This window comes from Rahnella sp. GSA61A (assembly GCF_019969905.1).
GTDB classification, from domain to species: domain Bacteria; phylum Pseudomonadota; class Gammaproteobacteria; order Enterobacterales; family Enterobacteriaceae; genus Rahnella; species Rahnella aceris.
This window is the reverse complement of the sequence record NZ_JAHXYO010000001.1, coordinates 194,601-211,163: the sequence shown is the minus strand read 5'-3', so window position 1 is coordinate 211,163 and position 16,563 is coordinate 194,601. Positions and strand designations below refer to the sequence as shown.

Genomic DNA, 16,563 nt, shown 5'->3' with positions numbered 1-16,563 from the left:
TGTTCTGATAAAACAGCCAGATATGTACGATAACCTCCCGGCGTGTCCGCACTGAGTGTCGGTTTCCGGCTATTTATCATCAAAATCATACTGCGGGCTGCTTTGGAATGAGGGGTAGGATCTGAGGTTTTTATTTTTTAAGCGTGCTTCTAACTCAGTCCTGGTTTTTAAGGGAAAGCTCTCATATTCTCTTTCTAACCGTATATTTCCGGCAGGTAAAAGAGCAAAAAGATCATTATGAAGTGTTTTAACTTGTTGGCTGTAGACGCTAACTTCTGTTAGTGCATCGTAGTAGTCAAATGCCCTGATCATAAACTGATGATGTTCATTCCCGGCACATTGATCGATTTGAGCGGTGCCAAGGTATAAAACGGCGATGCTTACCGTTCTTTTGTCATAATCTGCTATATCGGCTGAAGTAATAAAAGGCCGGGATTTCATTTCTGCCATACATTCCTCCAGTTTAGTGTTGAGATTATTGTAGGCTAAAAGATACTTATCACGGCTATATTCGATGTCTTCATTGATATGCGCAAAGCAAGAGAATGTCATCGTGAGCATAAGCATCAGAAGGTTTTTTTCATATTTAACGATCCCTGTTATTTAAACGTTTTTTCCATGTATTAAATAAACCGGTAATTTTCTTCCTGAGTAATCAGTAATAAATCAATATTCAAAAACATATAGCGAAGTTGTTTTCCCGAGCAATAAGTATTTCCTGCCAATGTTGTGTTTTGCGATCCGAAGATGAGTCCGGGGGTTATAAGATTGCTTTTCACTCACTTTCTGTTCAGGAAGCACTGACCTGCCAGCTACAAACCGGCTGTCCTTTGGGGCGGTTTTTTTGTGTCTTTTTTCTGCATTTCCCGCCGTTTATTCCCTTGTGTGATCAGGGTTGTTGTGATGATCTAGAAGGCGAATTGGGATGAACAGCCGATCCGTCTGTGCTCAACGATTCAGCAAAGATTTAATGTTGCTTTTATGTGAACGAATTAACAAGCGGGCAAAATCCTGCTATGCTGCCCGGGCGCTAAAGGGCACTGTGCTCAGGTTCAGGATGTGTCGTAAACCGACAAAGAAACAATCATACCCGCAGTGTCCCCGAGTCATCAGACCGTTTGAATTCCCCTGTCCCTACAGGCATGACGCGAGGCTGATGATGGAAGCCAGGCATAATAAATGACAATGAGAGCGAGGAGAAAGTCGTGCTAGAAGAATACCGTAAGCACGTAGCCGAGCGTGCTGCAGAGGGCATCGTCCCTAAGCCACTTGATGCTTCACAGATGGCAGCGTTGGTTGAGTCCCTGAAGAATCCGCCACAAGGCGAAGAAGACACTCTGTTAGACCTGCTGATTAACCGTGTTCCACCGGGCGTCGACGAAGCCGCCTATGTTAAAGCCGGATTCCTGGCTGCAGTCGCCAAAGGCGAAACTACCTCTCCGTTGGTCACTCCTGAAAAAGCCGTTGAACTGCTGGGCACCATGCAGGGCGGTTATAACATTCACCCGCTGATCGACGCACTGGATAGCGACACGCTGGCGCCTGGCGCCGCGAAAGCGCTGTCTCATACGCTGCTGATGTTTGATAACTTCTACGATGTGGAAGAAAAAGCGCATGCGGGCAACGAACACGCGAAAAAAATCCTGCAGTCGTGGGCCGATGCCGAATGGTATCTGTCACGTCCGCAACTGGCTGAGAAAATCACCGTCACTGTGTTTAAAGTGACGGGTGAAACCAATACCGATGATTTGTCACCAGCTCCGGATGCCTGGTCCCGTCCAGATATTCCTCTGCATGCGCTGGCAATGCTGAAAAATGAACGCGAAGGCATTCATCCGGATCAACCGGGCAGCGTCGGTCCGATCAAACAAATCGAAGAACTGAACAAAAAAGGTTTCCCGCTGGCTTACGTGGGTGACGTTGTCGGTACCGGTTCTTCGCGTAAATCGGCCACTAACTCCGTGCTGTGGTTCATGGGTGATGACATTCCTCATGTGCCAAACAAACGCGGCGGTGGTGTGGTGCTCGGCGGTAAAATCGCGCCAATCTTCTTCAACACCATGGAAGATGCCGGTGCCTTACCGATCGAAGTGGACGTGTCCAACCTGAATATGGGCGATGTTATCGACATCTATCCGTATAAAGGTGAAGTGCGGAATCACGAAACCGACGAAGTGCTCGCGACTTTCGAACTGAAAACCGATGTCCTGCTCGATGAAGTGCGCGCAGGCGGCCGTATTCCATTGATCATCGGCCGTGGTTTAACCACCAAAGCCCGTGAATCCCTGAAATTGCCGCAGAGCGAAGTGTTCCGCATTGCGAAACCTGTTGCTGCAAGCAACAAAGGTTTCTCGCTGGCGCAGAAAATGGTGGGGCGCGCCTGTGGCGTTGCCGGTGTTCGTCCGAACGAATATTGTGAACCCAAAATGACGTCCGTGGGTTCTCAGGACACCACCGGTCCGATGACCCGTGATGAACTGAAAGACCTCGCGTGTCTGGGCTTCTCTGCCGATCTGGTGATGCAGTCATTCTGTCATACCGCTGCTTATCCTAAGCCGGTTGACGTGACCACCCACCATACGCTGCCTGATTTCATCATGAACCGTGGCGGTGTTTCACTGCGCCCTGGCGATGGCATCATTCACTCCTGGCTGAACCGTATGCTGCTGCCGGACACTGTCGGCACCGGCGGTGACTCCCATACCCGTTTCCCGATCGGGATTTCGTTCCCGGCGGGTTCCGGTCTGGTGGCCTTTGCGGCAGCGACCGGCGTGATGCCTCTTGATATGCCGGAATCCGTTCTGGTGCGTTTCAAAGGCAAAATGCAACCGGGCATCACTTTGCGTGACCTGGTGCATGCGATCCCTTACTACGCGATCAAAGAAGGTCATCTGACCGTCGAGAAGAAGGGCAAGAAAAACCTCTTCTCTGGCCGTATTCTGGAAATCGAAGGCTTGCCGGAACTGAAAGTCGAACAGGCGTTTGAACTGGCGGATGCGTCCGCAGAACGTTCAGCGGCAGGTTGTACGATCAAACTGGATCAGGCGCCGATCAAAGAATACCTCAGCTCTAACATCGTTCTGCTGAAGTGGATGATCTCTGAAGGTTACGGCGATCGTCGTACCATCGAGCGTCGTATCAAAGGCATGGAAGAGTGGCTGGCGAATCCGACCCTGCTCGAAGCCGATGCGGATGCTGAATACGCGGCAGTGATCGAAATCGATCTGGCCGAGATCAAAGAGCCAATTCTTTGTGCGCCAAACGATCCGGATGATGCGCGTCTGCTGTCTTCCGTACAGAACAGCAAAATCGATGAAGTCTTTATCGGTTCGTGCATGACCAACATCGGTCACTTCCGTGCGGCGGGTAAACTGCTCGACAGCCATAAAGGCGCGTTGCCAACCCGCTTGTGGGTTGCGCCACCGACCAAAATGGATGCGGCTCAGCTGACGGAAGAGGGCTATTACAGCGTCTTTGGTAAGAGCGGTGCGCGTGTTGAGATTCCGGGCTGTTCACTGTGCATGGGTAACCAGGCGCGTGTGGCGGACGGCTCTACCGTCGTTTCCACCTCTACCCGTAACTTCCCGAACCGTCTGGGCAACGGCGCTAACGTCTATCTGGCTTCGGCGGAACTGGCGGCGATCGCCTCCCTGCTGGGCCGTCTGCCAACGCCGGAAGAATATCTGGGTTATATGGCGGAAGTGGATAAGACCGCAGTGGATACTTACCGTTATCTGAACTTCGACAAGCTGAGTGAATATACCGATAAAGCTGACGGCGTGATCTTCCAAACCGCAGTCTAAGTCGCTATATTTGCGCCAGTGTTGAAAGGGAGCTTCGGCTCCCTTTTTTATTGTGATTTTTTCAGAGGACTGCACCATGGATTACGATTTTTTGCGCGACATCACCGGTGAGGTCAAAGTGCGTTTTTCAATGGGCCATGAAGTGCTTGGTCACTGGCTGAATGAAGAAGTGAAGGGCGACCTGAGCGTGCTCGATAACGTCGAAGCGGCATTGAGCGATCTGAAGGGCAGCGAACGCCAGACGCAGATGGCCGGCCATGAATACACGCTGCTGTTAGCCGACGATGAAGTGATGATCCGTGCCAATCAGCTGGATTTCGACGGCGATGAGATTGAAGAAGGGATGAGTTATTACGACGAGGAGAGTCTGGCGTTTTGCGGCGTCGAGGACTTTTTGCAAGTCCTCGCCAAATACCGTTCTTTCGTGATGACTAACCGCTGAGTGACTTGCCCCGCGAGGCGGTCCAGCACAGCAGCGAACCGCCGACCACCATCAGCACGCCCGGCCAGAAACTGGCGCCCGGCAACGTATGCAGCCACAATCCGGCAATCAGAATCGATGACAGCGGCGTGAAATATGACAGCGCGGCCACCAGTGTCGTATTGCCTTTTTTCATGGCAATATCCCAGCACTGATACGACACCGCGGTCACCGCGCCCATCGCCAGTAATTCGAGAATGGCAGGTAATGTCAGGCTGATACGGCTGGAGGAATACGTGAAGTAAAGCGCCCACAGTACGCCGCCGGTTGCCAGCAGAAACAGCGGCAGCACGCCTTTGCCTTTACACAATACGCGGACCAGATTGGAATACAGTGCCCACGACACGGCCGCGCCCAGTGCCAGACCGTAGGCCACCGGGTTGCCGCGCACATTGCGCATCATCTGGTGAATATCCAACCCGTGACCGCCGCTGATTGCCCACAGCACTCCCGCAAATGCCAGCACCGCGCCCGGCCAGATCCACCAGCGGACACGTAATTTCAGCAGCGGAACCGCAAACAGCAACGTCAGACTGGGCCAGAGATAATTCACCAGCCCGAGCTCCAGCGTTTGCTGACGGGTATGCGCCAGACCGATCGCCAGTGAAAATGCCACCATATAAAAGATAAATAGCAGACCGCAGATGATCAGATATGCAGCAGATTCACCACGCAGAGACGGTTTGCCGCCGACCATCCAGACTAAAATTCCGCTGACAGTATAAATAGAGGCGGCCGCACCAAAAGGCCCCAGAGATTCGGACAAACTGCGGGTGAGCGCCACGCTCATGCTCCACAATAAAATGGCGAGAACGCCAGACAGTGTTGCAAAACGATCCATAAGAAAGGTAAGCCTCTGGAAAAGGAGACTTTTAAGATAAGCGATTGTTCCGGTTATTTACACCGGAACAATCCGCTTGAGAGGCGCTTATTGTCTGAAATCATCAGAAGTAGAAACCGGCTTCCAGACCCACGGTGGAAGTGGTGGTCGCGGGCTGATAATAGCCAACGGTGCGTCCGTTCAGATCACCCTGTTTCTCGTCCGACTTGCCGTATTTCTGATGCACATAACTGGCTTTCACAAAAACATCTTTGTTGATATTCCAGGTCAGGCTGGTAAATGGCGAAAGCCTGGATTTCGGCTCCAGCCAGACCCCTCCCTGATTGCTGTGCGTCCAGGTTTTAATCGGATACAGCGCACCGCCTTCCAGACTCAGACGTGAATCTGCGGTCATTTGCCAGTTCGCCCCCAGTGACGCTTTGGCGTAAGGCTGCAAAGACACTTCAACGGCGGTGTACTGCCGGGTGGTGTTTTGTGAGGCAATATACACATCGTCAGAGCGGATATTTCGCACCCACGCCTGGCCGCCGACAGCGCCTTTCATATCGAAAGACACACTGTCGGATGCCCGGTAACGGTAGCCACGGGTCATGTCCGCGCTGTAGCCGGTGTAATAGGTTTTGCCCTTCAGCGAGCCGTTCGGCACGTTGGCCTGATCGTCCAGCGTACTGCCTTTATAACGGACGATCCCGAACATCACGCTCATGTCCCAGGCTTTTAATAAGCCGCTTTGGGTATCGAGATAGTTATTGGATCCGAAATTAACGCGCAGGCGCGGGCCATGTTCAGCAACATATTTACCGTCCATATTACTGACGGATTCGTCCCACTTGTAATATTCGGCACCATAACTCACATAGTGCCGCATCCCTTCGGTATTGCTGCTCAACAAACTTTCCCCGGCCCGGGAAACCCCGGAAACCAATAAAGAACTCGCGACCAGCAAGCTGGATACGGTCTTTAATTTAATCATTTTCATGTTTTATTTCTACTTACGGGTGGATGGAGCTGGTTGCTTAGTAAGCAATGAGGGGATGCTAATGTCAGGAGGGGGATAATTAAAGTTATTTATCTGTTTTTAGTAAAAAAGCGATCTTTTGATCTGCCATAAGCTAAATTATTGGTTATATAACAATTTTGTTTGACTTAATATCTGTATATTATTTCTTTAATTTGGCTTAAATAACAGATCCTTCATCGTTAAATTTAGCTTAAATAAAGATTTAATGACTGTTTTGATATTAATTTGTCTTAAGGAGTATAGCGGGTATTCATCCATGTAAATATATTTTACTTAAGTAATGCTTATTGAGTTTCAGGCGGGGGAATATTCAATATCAGAATTTGTCTATACAAAAGAAAGGCCGGACATTTCAAAAATGCCCGGCCTTTCCTTTATTCAGCTCTGATCAGACTGACGGCAGATTGCGGCCGTAATAGATTTCCTGCATTTCCTTGTAGAGCAAATCGGTGATTTCTTTACGCTCTTGCGCGCTCAGTTCATCCGGTTTGGCATTAAACAAGTAATGTTTGAGATCGAACTCTTTCAGTAACATCTTGGTATGGAAGATGTTTTCCTGATACACGTTGACGTCCATCATGTCGTACAGTGCTTTCATATCCTGCGACATGAAGTTCTGAATCGAATTGATGGAATGGTCGATGTAGTGTTTAACGCCGTTCACGTCGCGGGTGAAACCCCGGACACGGTAATCGATGGTGACGATGTCGGATTCAAGCTGATGAATCAGATAGTTCAGCGCTTTCAGCGGCGAAATCACGCCACAGGTCGAGACTTCAATGTCAGCGCGGAAGGTACACAGCCCGCCTTCGGGATGGCTTTCCGGATAGGTATGCACACAGATATGGCTTTTATCCAGATGCGCGACCACGGAATTCGGCAACGGACCCGGATGCTCGGTGGTATCGACATCACGCGGGTCCATCGGCTCTTCGCTCACTAAAATCGTCACGCTGGCGCCCTGTGGTTCGTAATCCTGTCGCGCCACGTTGAGGATATTGGCACCGATAATGGAGCAGGTTTCGGTGAGAATTTCCGTCAAACGGTTGGCGTTATATTCTTTGTCAATGTAGGCAATGTAGCCATCACGATCATCTGCGGTTTTGGCGTAGCAGATATCGTAGATACAAAAACTCAGGCTTTTGGTCAGGTTGTTGAAGCCATGCAGTTTCAGCTTTTGCAATTTAGTTCACCCCCTTATGGATGCTGTATCAGCGTGCGGCTGACAGGGCATTCAGTAAATATTGCGGCAGGGCAAAGCTGCCGTGATGAATCGCCGGATTGTAATAACGGCAAGTTATGTCTGCGGCGTCGAAACGCGCCTGCAAGGTTTTGCTGTCAATCTGGCGATATTCCGGGCTGTTGGTCGCCCAGGCAAAGGTCATGATGCCGCCGTAATAGGTCGGGATCGCGGCCTGATAGAAACTGACATCACTGAAATAGTGGCTCAGTTTGGTGTGGCTGTTCACCGCTTCATCCTGCTGGAGGAAGCACACGCCATTTTGTGCCACGAAAATGCCGCCCGGATTGAGGCAACGGGCACAACCTTCGTAGAATGCCGACGTAAACAGGCTTTCTCCGGGACCGATGGGATCGGTGCAGTCGGAGATGATCACGTCGAAGGTTTCAGTGGTCTGATTAACGAAGTTCACGCCGTCGTCGATCACCAGTTTGAAACGCGGATCGTCATAAGAACCGGCATTATGGTTGGGCAGATACTGGCGGCAAAACTCCACCACGCCGGCATCAATTTCCACCATCGTGATCGACTCCACGCCTTTGTGGCGAGACACTTCGCGCAGCATTGCGCCGTCGCCGCCACCAATGATCAGCACCTTGCGGGCGCTGCCGTGGGCGAACAACGGGACGTGGGTCAGCATTTCGTGGTAAATGAATTCATCACGCTCGGTGGTTTGCACCACGCCGTCGAGCGCCATCACGCGACCCAGCGCCGCGTTCTCGAAAATCACCAGATCCTGATGATCGGTTTTCTCTCGGTATAACTCTTTATCGACGCTGAAGTACTGGCCAAAATGGGCGTGCAGCGTCTCATACCATATTTCTTTGGATGACGAGTTCCGGGACATGTCGTTGTTTCTCCTGATCAATCGCAGCCATAAAAATGGGCGCACATGATAGCTAACTCTGCCTGTCCATGCACGGTTGAATTTCAGACAGGTAAATGTAGATTAAGTGTAGACGAGGCAGGCGTGGTGCGAAAAATCGGGGGACAGGGAGGAAAGCAAACAGGCTCCGGCATCAGAATGACGGAGCTCACGGCTGAAAAACGGCTGACAGGATTCAGTTGGTGTAGGCCAGTAAACTCAGCGAGTCGCGGGCCAGAGACTTACATTTTGTCGGTTTAGGCACGGCGATCCCACTCAGATCACGGTAGCTTTCTTCGCCCATCGACTGCATGTTAAAGCTGTTGTAATTGCTCAGGTCCCAGCGATTTTGCTGGGCGAAAAACACGATAGCCCGTTTGATTTGGGTGTTCGGCAGTTGTTCGTAACCGCAGTTATTTTTCAGATAAACGAAGACTGCCGTCAGATCCGCCAGATCTTCCGCTTCTGATTCACTCAGCGCCTGACTGGCGGAGGAGAAACCGAGCAGCGACAGTAATAACAAACACAGTGTTGTTTTTTTCATGGGTGTGTTCTTGTTCTTGTAGATTGAAAGTCAGAAGGACTTGGCTCACAGGCAGTTAAAAGGACGTTACCATATTTGCACTGAGCGGCACCAAATTTCTTTTACCGCTGAACCGCTTGACCTTCCCCTTAGGGGAAGGAATAGGCTGTCGTACTATTATGGCACGCCTGCGCCATCTGTCTGGTTATCACCCTTCAAAAGGACCGAAAAATGAACCGACGCGATTTCGTGAAGTGGACGACCCTGATGGGCGCCGCCAGTATGCTGCCCGGCTGGAGCCGTTTCGCGCTCGCCGCTGACCGCCCGGCATTGCCCATCCCGGCATTGCTCGAACCGGATATCCGCAGCGCCATTACGCTCACATTACAGCGCGGGCAGAGCCAGTTTCTGCCCGGCGTGAACACTGAAACCTGGGGCGTAAACGGTAATCTTCTCGGCCCCGCGTTGCGTATCCGTCGTGGGAAACCGGTCAGCGTCACCATCAATAACCGGCTGGATGTGGCCAGCACCGTTCACTGGCACGGGCTGGAAATTCCCGGTGACGTGGATGGCGGGCCGCAGGGATTAATCGAACCCGGCCAGAATCGCAAAGTCAGTTTGCAACTTGATCAACCCGCATCGACCTGCTGGTTCCACCCGCATCCGCATCAGACCAGCGGTTATCAGGTGGCGATGGGGCTCGCCGGGCTGGTGCTGATCGAAGATGAAAGCAGTGATCTGTTGCAGATCCCAAAACGCTGGGGCGTGGATGATATTCCGGTCATTTTGCAGGATAAGCGCCTGAACGACGCCGGTAAAATCGATTATCAGATGGACGTCATGACCGCCGCCGTCGGCTGGTTCGGGCAACACATGCTGACCAACGGCGCGGTGTATCCGCAGCACGGAATTTCCCGTGGCTGGGTACGTTTTCGTTTACTCAATGGCTGTAATGCACGTTCGCTGCACATCGCCACCAGCGATCAGCGGCCGATGTATGTCATCGCCAGTGACGGCGGTTTCCTGCCTGAGCCGGTGAAAGTCAGCGATTTGCCGCTGCTGATGGGCGAGCGTTTTGAAGTGCTGATTGATTGCAGCGACGGCAAAGCTTTTGATCTGGTCACGCTGCCGGTGAAGCAAATGGGCATGACGCTGGCACCGTTCGACAAACCGTTGCCGGTGTTACGCATTCAGCCGACGCTGACCCAAAGCGGCAGTTCATTGCCGGACACGCTGGTGCCGCTTCCGGCGCTGGTGTCAGTGGATAATCTGCCGACCCGCTGGCTGCAACTGATGATGGATCCGCAGCTTGATCAGCAGGGTATGGCGGCGCTGATGAAACGTTATGGCCACAAGGCGATGGCCGGCATGAGCATGGATCACGGCGGGGGCGGGATGGCCGCAATGCCGGGTATGTCCGGTTCCGGTCACGACGGTCATGGCGGTATGGCAGGAATGGACATGAGTCAATCGTCCGGTGGTTATGATTTCATGCAGGGCAACAAAATTAACGGCAAAGCCTACGACATGAACCTGCCCGCTTTCGATGTGAAACAAGGCCAGTATGAGAAATGGACCCTTTCGGGCGAAGGCGACATGATGCTGCATCCTTTCCATATCCACGGCACACAGTTCCGTATTCTTTCTGAAAACGGTCAGCCGGTCGCGCCCCATCGTCAGGGCTGGAAGGACATCGTGCGCGTTGAAGGCGCCCGCAGCGAAGTGCTGGTGTGCTTTAATCATCTGGCGGATAAACAACATGCTTACATGGCGCACTGTCATCTGCTGGAACACGAAGACACCGGCATGATGCTCGGCTTTACGGTATCCGCGTGATCCGGTTTACTGCTTTCCTTTCTGTAATTTCTTAAAAATCAGCGGCCGGGGGCGATCCTCCGGCCCGCCTCTTTCCCTTCCCTCCCGTTTCTTTCTTTGCCTGTGCTACTCCTTCGAACATCTATCTTTCAATTTGAAAGATTAAACTTTCAAAATGTGATCAATATATAATTAATATAAATTCAATATGATTATATTTTCAGCGTGGAGTAACAAAACATGAAAGCTTAAACCCACGTATCCCTACAGGAGAAGATGATGATCGATGTAATAACGCACGGTGCCGAGTGGTTTATCGGCCTGTTTCAAAAAGGGGGAGAGGTGTTTGTCGGCATGGTCACCGGCATTCTGCCTCTCTTAATTAGTTTGCTGGTCGTCATGAACGCGCTGATCGTGTTTGTCGGACAGCGGCGGATCGAACGTCTGGCGCAGCGTTGTGCCGGAAATCCGGTTTCACGTTATCTGCTGTTACCGGTGATTGGCACCTTTGTTTTCTGCAATCCGATGACCCTCAGCCTCGGGCGTTTTATGCCTGAAATCTACAAACCCAGCTATTACGCCGCAGGCTCCTACAGCTGCCATTCCATGAACGGACTCTTCCCGCATATTAACCCCGGCGAACTGTTTGTGTATCTCGGCGTTGCCAGCGGACTGACCACGCTGGGATTACCGCTCGGGCCGCTGGCCGTCAGTTATTTCCTGGTCGGTATGGTGACTAACTTCTTCCGCGGCTGGGTAACGGATCTCACCACCCGCATCTTTGAACGCAAGATGGGCATTCAGCTTGATCGTGAGGTTCAGTTGTAATCAGGTTCAATTCTAATCAGGTCAAATTCTAAAAAGCGGAGCAGAAAATGAGCGTTACGATTCGCATTAACCGGGGTGAAGGTGGCTGGGGTGGTCCGTTGCTGATTGAGGCGGTGCCCGGCAAAAAAGTGATGTATATCACGGCGGGCACGCGCCCGGCGATTGTCGACAAGCTGGCAGAACTGACCGGCTGGGAAACGGTAGACGGTTTTAAAGAAGGTGAGCCACCGGCAGAGGAAATCGGTGTGGCGGTAATCGACTGTGGCGGCACGCTGCGCTGCGGCATCTACCCAAAGCGACGCATCCCGACGGTTAATATCCATTCGACCGGTAAATCCGGCCCGCTGGCACAATTTATTACCGAAGACATTTATGTTTCCGGTGTCCGTGAGCATGACATCGTGCTGGAAAGCGCAGAGGCGGCTGAGCCGGTAAGCGCAGCGGCTAAACCCGCACCGGCTGCGGCAGGACGCGACTACGACACCACTAAAAAAATTACCGAACAAAGCGACGGCCTGCTGGCGAAAGTCGGGATGGGGATGGGCTCCGGCGTAGCCGTTTTATTCCAGGCCGGGCGCGACACCATCGACACCGTGCTCAAAACCATCCTGCCATTTATGGCGTTCGTGGCGGCGCTGATCGGCATCATTATGGCCTCCGGGCTGGGTGATCTGGTGGCGCACGGGCTGACGCCGTTGGCGAAAAGCCCCGTCGGGTTGGTGATGCTGGCGCTGATCTGTTCCTTCCCGTTGCTTTCTCCTTTCCTCGGCCCGGGCGCGGTGATCGCGCAGGTTATCGGCGTGCTGGTGGGGGTGCAGATCGGGCTGGGCAATATCCCGCCACATCTGGCGCTGCCTGCACTTTTCGCCATCAACGCTCAGGCGGCGTGCGATTTCATTCCTGTCGGACTTTCGCTCGCCGAAGCCAAACAGGACACCGTGCGCGTCGGCGTGCCTTCGGTGCTGGTCAGCCGTTTTCTGACCGGCGCACCGACGGTACTTATCGCCTGGGCCGCTTCCGCTTTCATTTACCAGTAAGGAGTCACTGTGCAAACCATTTATCAAACCACTATTACGCAAATCGGCGATTTCGCCCGTGAAGCCTTAACCGACCAGATGCTGATCACCTTCCGTGAAGGGGCACCAGCGGATATTCAGGATTATTGCTTCATTCACCAGCCCGGGAAAATGGAAGGGGAATTGCATCGTGGCGCGTATATGGAACTGGCTGATGTGCGTTATCCGGTGACCGCCGTGGGAGAGGTGGCGATGCAAAATCTGCGCGAGCTGGGGCATATCACCCTGCGTTTTGACGGCAGTGCCGAGGCTGAGTTTCCCGGCAGCGTACATGTAAAAGGCACCACGCCCGACGATATTCCGCTGGGCAGCGTATTGAAATTTATCGATTAACTATCAGAGTCAGGAGTCAGTTATGGAACAGGTTGCAGTCGTGATCGGCGGGGGGCAGACGCTGGGCGCATTTCTCTGTCAGGGGCTGGCTGAATCCGGCTATCGCGTGGCGGTGGCGGATTTGAATGAGAAGAATGCCGCATCGGTGGCAGAGCAGATTAACCGGCAGTTTGGCGAGGAAAGGGCGTTCGGATTTGCAGTCGATGCCACCAATGAAGCCAGCGTAGAACAACTGGCGAAAGCGGTGGATCAGACGTTCGGCAGGGTCAGTTTACTGGTATACAGCGCAGGGATGGCGAAGGCATCGCCAATCACGGATTTTGCCCTCAACGACTTTGATCTCTCGTTGCAGGTCAATCTGGTGGGATATTTCCTTTGCGCCCGTGAGTTTTCGCGCCTGATGATCCGCGACCGTATTCCGGGACGCATTATTCAGATCAACTCCAAATCCGGCAAAGTGGGCAGCAAACATAATGCCGGTTACAGCGCGGCCAAATTCGGCGGCGTGGGGCTGACACAGTCTCTGGCGCTGGATCTGGCAGAGTACGGTATTACCGTGCATTCGCTGATGCTGGGCAATTTACTCAAATCGCCGATGTTCCAGTCATTATTACCGCAATACGCCAAAAAACTGGGCATTCAGGCCGATGAAGTCGAGCAGTATTACATCGATAAAGTACCTCTGAAACGCGGGTGCGACTATCAGGATGTGCTGGATATGCTGCTGTTTTATGCCAGCGATAAAGCCTCGTATTGTACCGGTCAGTCGATCAATATCACCGGCGGACAGGTGATGTTCTGATGTGCTCCGCCTCTGTTATGCAGGGGCGGATTACTCTGTCATTAACAACATCATGTTATTAACAACATCATGTTAAGGAGAAAATGATGACCCCGACTGCGGCATTAATATTCTGTGCGGTGCTGGCCTGGGTGGCACAAATCGCGCTCGGCTGGTGGCAGTTACAGCGCTTTAACCGGGCATTCGACAGACTGTGTTTACAGGGAAATGTGGGCGTCGGGCGTTCCGGCGGACGTTTCAAACCGAGAGTGGTACTGGCGCTGGCTTTCGATAAACAAGAAAAAGTCTGTGACGGCTTTTTACTGCGCGGCCTGACGATTTTCGCCCGCCCCCGGCCGGTAACGTCGCTTAATGGCATGAGCCGGGAACAATTGATGACAGGTGTGATCTTCCCGAAAGATCCGAATATTCAAACTGCACTATCATTAGCGATTGAACCGAAATCATGATATTTTCACTTTAAAAGCTATTATCTTTCAAAAAGAATGATGGCTGTGAATTTATCTTAAAATTTGAGCGAAAATCGTGATGAAACCTAAGCAACGGCAGGCGGCGATACTGGAGCATTTACAGCAATTTGGAAAGACGGCGGTGGACGATCTCGCCGCGCATTTCGCCACAACCGGCACCACTATCCGCAAAGATCTCACCCTGCTGGAAGAAGAGGGTGCAGTAATCCGCACTTACGGCGGTGTGGTGCTCAGCCGTGAAGAAGGCGACCAGCCTATCGACCGTAAAACCCACATTAATACCGGAAAAAAATTGCGCATTGCCCGCGCAGCTATTCAGGAAATTCAGGACGGCGACTCGCTGATTTTTGATGCGGGCAGCACCGTGATGCAGATGGTGCCTTTCCTCAGTCAGTTTAATAACATCACCGTCATGACCAACAGCCTGCATATCGTCAATGCGCTGGTGGAACTGGATAATGACCAGACCATCCTGATGCCGGGCGGCACCTATCGCAAAAAATCCTCCTCCTTCCACGGCAGTCTGGCCGAAAGCGCGTTTGATAAATTCAATTTCGACAAACTGTTTATCGGCGCAGATGGCGTCGATCTCGACGGCGGTGTTACCACATTCAACGAAGTTCACGGCGTCAGTCAGGCGATGTGTAAAGCGGCTGAGCGTATTTTCCTGCTGGTGGATTCGTCAAAATTTGGCCGCAAAAGCCCGAATGTGGTGTGCCACTTAGGCAAGGTCGATACGCTGATCACCGACAGCGGGCTTAGCAGCCAATACCGCGATGCCATCGAAAAATTGGGGATCCGCATTATTCTGGTCGGGGAAGACGATGAGTGACGCATTACTGAATTACGCATGTAAAACGCTGGAAATTGAAGAAACCCGCCGGTTACGGACGCGGCCGGATGATAATTTCCGCAGCGTCCGGGAAACGGTGACATATGCTGTCGACATCATTAACCGTATTTTTCAGACCAGATAAACACATGCAAACAATTAATCCGCAGTATTTTTCCTGTAGTACCTCGTGTCTGGGTTATATCGACAGGAGTTTGATTGACTGGAAATCAGCCAGCCCAGGCCAATGGTTTATCGGGGTACTTGATACGTGCAAAAAAATGATTTCACTCGTTCCGGTGAATGTTTTCGATCGTTCAATGGGACATCTAAATGAGCAAACACTTACGAACCAGTCTCAGCAAGGAATGAACCGTTATGCTTCCGGGGCTGCGGGAGAAAAATGGGGGCGCTCAAGCATGCCTGATTTTTTAAAGAGCAGGCCCGCAGGAATGACACATCATATGGCGGTTGCTTTGGAATCAGGTTTTTCTAAAGAAAGTTCATTAGGTTTTGTTCTCATTAAAATCAATAACAATTTTGCTCAGATGAAAACAACGTCGACCTCTTTAAATGGCGATAAGCCTGGTTTTCTTGTTAACCATAGTTTTTCTCGGGCAACGGCCTTTAAAACCTCTGCCTTTTCCCCTACGGGTGCCCAGATGCCTGCTCAATGACGGAATGCACTGGTTATGTATCTGAAAAATGGTGCTTTTGGGATAAAAAATATCGCGGTATCTAATGATTAAGTTTAGCTGACCCGGTTACACAGGAAGCTGACACCAGCGTTACTCATCGGCGGGTTCTTTGATATAATCCTTTCCACTATATGGTCGCTGTTTTTCTGAAAAACAGCGATAAGTATTCTTAAATCAGGTGGTTAGTCTTTATATGAAACATCGTGTTGACGTCATGATTTCCGAAGAGGAAGTCAAAACCCGAATTGCCGAGTTGGGCCGTGAAATCACCGAACACTACCGCGACAGCGGCAGCGAAATGGTGCTGGTTGGATTGCTGCGCGGTTCTTTCATGTTTATGGCTGACCTGTGTCGCGCCGTGGACGTGCCGCACGAAGTGGATTTCATGACTGCCTCCAGTTATGGCAACGGCATGTCTACCACCCGCGACGTTAAGATTCTCAAAGATCTCGACGAAGACATTCGCGGTAAAGATGTGTTGATCGTCGAAGACATTATCGACTCCGGCAATACGCTGAGCAAAGTGCGTGAAATCCTGCAACTGCGTGGCCCGAAATCTCTGGCCATTTGTACCCTGCTGGATAAACCCGAGCGCCGCGAAGTGGACGTAAAAGTTGAATATGTCGGTTTCCCGATCCCCGACGAATTCGTTGTCGGCTACGGCATCGACTACGCCCAGCGTTATCGCCATCTGCCGTATGTTGGTAAGGTTGTGATGCTGGACGAGTAAAGTTCGGCTGCGCCCCGCACAGCAGTTAATTAAAAACGGCCTTCAGATTTGGAGGCCGTTTTTTTATATTCATTTCAAATAATAAATAATCTATTCAACTTATCTGTTGTATGCCCGGTAAAATTAAAATTGAAAATTATGCTTTTTAGGTATAGGTTATTTTTAATCATAGCTTTTATTATTATAGTTTTGTATAAGCTCAAGT

Annotated in this window: 18 protein-coding genes; 12 read left to right on the top strand and 6 right to left on the bottom strand. The window is 51.5% G+C overall.

Translation table 11 applies throughout. The annotated features are described in order from the left end of the window. Positions 1-69: 69 nt before the first annotated feature. Entirely contained in the window at positions 70-450 is a 381-nt protein-coding gene (locus LC431_RS00965; RefSeq protein WP_223509157.1) for a hypothetical protein, read from the bottom strand. 755 nt (positions 451-1,205) lie between these two features. Between LC431_RS00965 and acnB the strand changes: the two genes are divergently transcribed. Continuing rightward, positions 1,206-3,803, top strand: a complete 2,598-nt coding sequence (acnB, locus tag LC431_RS00960) for a bifunctional aconitate hydratase 2/2-methylisocitrate dehydratase (protein WP_223509155.1) — start codon at positions 1,206-1,208, stop codon at positions 3,801-3,803. A 76-nt stretch (positions 3,804-3,879) separates the two neighbouring features. Beyond that, complete coding sequence (yacL, locus tag LC431_RS00955) at positions 3,880-4,245, top strand: protein YacL (RefSeq protein WP_013576972.1); 366 nt, start codon at positions 3,880-3,882, stop codon at positions 4,243-4,245. Here the strand turns inward: yacL and yddG are convergent. From yddG to LC431_RS00930, 5 genes are all read right to left on the bottom strand, one after another. Next, entirely contained in the window at positions 4,235-5,125 is an 891-nt protein-coding gene (gene yddG, locus LC431_RS00950; protein WP_217244619.1) for an aromatic amino acid DMT transporter YddG, read from the bottom strand. The two genes, yacL and yddG, sit on opposite strands and share 11 nt — an antisense overlap. Before the next feature lie 103 nt (positions 5,126-5,228). Continuing rightward, positions 5,229-6,104 carry a hypothetical protein gene (locus LC431_RS00945; protein ID WP_015690452.1) on the bottom strand — a complete coding sequence of 292 codons (876 nt, stop codon included), beginning with the start codon at positions 6,102-6,104 and terminating at the stop codon, positions 5,229-5,231. Between the two features lie 430 nt (positions 6,105-6,534). Beyond that, positions 6,535-7,329, bottom strand: coding sequence for an adenosylmethionine decarboxylase (speD, locus tag LC431_RS00940; RefSeq protein ID WP_013576969.1), 795 nt, complete (start codon positions 7,327-7,329; stop codon positions 6,535-6,537). 28 nt (positions 7,330-7,357) lie between these two features. After that, positions 7,358-8,233 (bottom strand): polyamine aminopropyltransferase, encoded by an 876-nt coding sequence (speE, locus tag LC431_RS00935; protein WP_013576968.1) that lies wholly within the window; start codon positions 8,231-8,233, stop codon positions 7,358-7,360. Between the two features lie 214 nt (positions 8,234-8,447). Beyond that, positions 8,448-8,795: a YacC family pilotin-like protein gene (locus LC431_RS00930; protein ID WP_013576967.1), complete on the bottom strand. Its 348-nt coding sequence runs from the start codon at positions 8,793-8,795 to the stop codon at positions 8,448-8,450. 210 nt (positions 8,796-9,005) lie between these two features. On the opposite strand from LC431_RS00930, the gene cueO reads away from it, so the two are divergent. The 10 genes from cueO (at position 9,006) to hpt (ending at position 16,358) form a co-directional block, all read left to right on the top strand. Further along, entirely contained in the window at positions 9,006-10,610 is a 1,605-nt protein-coding gene (gene cueO, locus LC431_RS00925) for a multicopper oxidase CueO (RefSeq protein WP_217244618.1), read from the top strand. 258 nt (positions 10,611-10,868) lie between these two features. Then, positions 10,869-11,417: a PTS glucitol/sorbitol transporter subunit IIC gene (locus LC431_RS00920; protein WP_013576965.1), complete on the top strand. Its 549-nt coding sequence runs from the start codon at positions 10,869-10,871 to the stop codon at positions 11,415-11,417. 47 nt (positions 11,418-11,464) lie between these two features. Beyond that, entirely contained in the window at positions 11,465-12,454 is a 990-nt protein-coding gene (locus LC431_RS00915) for a PTS glucitol/sorbitol transporter subunit IIB (RefSeq protein WP_013576964.1), read from the top strand. A gap of 9 nt (positions 12,455-12,463) precedes the next feature. Continuing rightward, positions 12,464-12,826 (top strand): PTS glucitol/sorbitol transporter subunit IIA, encoded by a 363-nt coding sequence (gene srlB / locus LC431_RS00910; RefSeq protein ID WP_013576963.1) that lies wholly within the window; start codon positions 12,464-12,466, stop codon positions 12,824-12,826. 22 nt (positions 12,827-12,848) lie between these two features. Next, entirely contained in the window at positions 12,849-13,628 is a 780-nt protein-coding gene (gene srlD / locus LC431_RS00905; protein ID WP_013576962.1) for a sorbitol-6-phosphate dehydrogenase, read from the top strand. Positions 13,629-13,714: 86 nt separating this feature from the next. Beyond that, positions 13,715-14,077, top strand: coding sequence for a transcriptional regulator GutM (gene gutM, locus LC431_RS00900; RefSeq protein WP_013576961.1), 363 nt, complete (start codon positions 13,715-13,717; stop codon positions 14,075-14,077). Between the two features lie 79 nt (positions 14,078-14,156). Then, entirely contained in the window at positions 14,157-14,930 is a 774-nt protein-coding gene (locus LC431_RS00895) for a DNA-binding transcriptional repressor (protein WP_013576960.1), read from the top strand. After that, entirely contained in the window at positions 14,923-15,075 is a 153-nt protein-coding gene (locus LC431_RS00890) for a hypothetical protein (RefSeq protein ID WP_157962109.1), read from the top strand. The genes LC431_RS00895 and LC431_RS00890 overlap by 8 nt, the downstream gene beginning before the upstream one ends. A 4-nt stretch (positions 15,076-15,079) precedes the next feature. Beyond that, a complete protein-coding gene (locus LC431_RS00885; RefSeq protein WP_223509154.1) occupies positions 15,080-15,607 on the top strand; it encodes a hypothetical protein in 528 nt (175 codons plus the stop codon). 214 nt (positions 15,608-15,821) lie between these two features. Then, the gene (hpt, locus tag LC431_RS00880; RefSeq protein ID WP_013576959.1) at positions 15,822-16,358 is read left to right on the top strand and encodes a hypoxanthine phosphoribosyltransferase; all 537 of its coding nucleotides are present in this window, start codon (positions 15,822-15,824) and stop codon (positions 16,356-16,358) included. The last annotated feature ends 205 nt before the right edge of the window (positions 16,359-16,563 follow it).

Excerpts from the sequence above, each read along its gene's own strand:
- gutM (WP_013576961.1), top strand. The coding sequence starts at position 13,715 with ATGACCCCGACTGCGGCATTAATATTCTGTGCGGTGCTGGCCTGGGTG.
- hpt (WP_013576959.1), top strand. The coding sequence starts at position 15,822 with ATGAAACATCGTGTTGACGTCATGATTTCCGAAGAGGAAGTCAAAACC.
- speE (WP_013576968.1), bottom strand. The coding sequence starts at position 8,233 with ATGTCCCGGAACTCGTCATCCAAAGAAATATGGTATGAGACGCTGCAC.
- LC431_RS00945 (WP_015690452.1), bottom strand. The coding sequence starts at position 6,104 with ATGAAAATGATTAAATTAAAGACCGTATCCAGCTTGCTGGTCGCGAGT.
- cueO (WP_217244618.1), top strand. The coding sequence starts at position 9,006 with ATGAACCGACGCGATTTCGTGAAGTGGACGACCCTGATGGGCGCCGCC.
- yddG (WP_217244619.1), bottom strand. The coding sequence starts at position 5,125 with ATGGATCGTTTTGCAACACTGTCTGGCGTTCTCGCCATTTTATTGTGG.
- LC431_RS00885 (WP_223509154.1), top strand. The coding sequence starts at position 15,080 with ATGCAAACAATTAATCCGCAGTATTTTTCCTGTAGTACCTCGTGTCTG.
- yacL (WP_013576972.1), top strand. The coding sequence starts at position 3,880 with ATGGATTACGATTTTTTGCGCGACATCACCGGTGAGGTCAAAGTGCGT.
- LC431_RS00920 (WP_013576965.1), top strand. The coding sequence starts at position 10,869 with ATGATCGATGTAATAACGCACGGTGCCGAGTGGTTTATCGGCCTGTTT.
- LC431_RS00890 (WP_157962109.1), top strand. The coding sequence starts at position 14,923 with ATGAGTGACGCATTACTGAATTACGCATGTAAAACGCTGGAAATTGAA.
- LC431_RS00915 (WP_013576964.1), top strand. The coding sequence starts at position 11,465 with ATGAGCGTTACGATTCGCATTAACCGGGGTGAAGGTGGCTGGGGTGGT.
- LC431_RS00930 (WP_013576967.1), bottom strand. The coding sequence starts at position 8,795 with ATGAAAAAAACAACACTGTGTTTGTTATTACTGTCGCTGCTCGGTTTC.
- LC431_RS00895 (WP_013576960.1), top strand. The coding sequence starts at position 14,157 with ATGAAACCTAAGCAACGGCAGGCGGCGATACTGGAGCATTTACAGCAA.
- srlD (WP_013576962.1), top strand. The coding sequence starts at position 12,849 with ATGGAACAGGTTGCAGTCGTGATCGGCGGGGGGCAGACGCTGGGCGCA.
- LC431_RS00965 (WP_223509157.1), bottom strand. The coding sequence starts at position 450 with ATGGCAGAAATGAAATCCCGGCCTTTTATTACTTCAGCCGATATAGCA.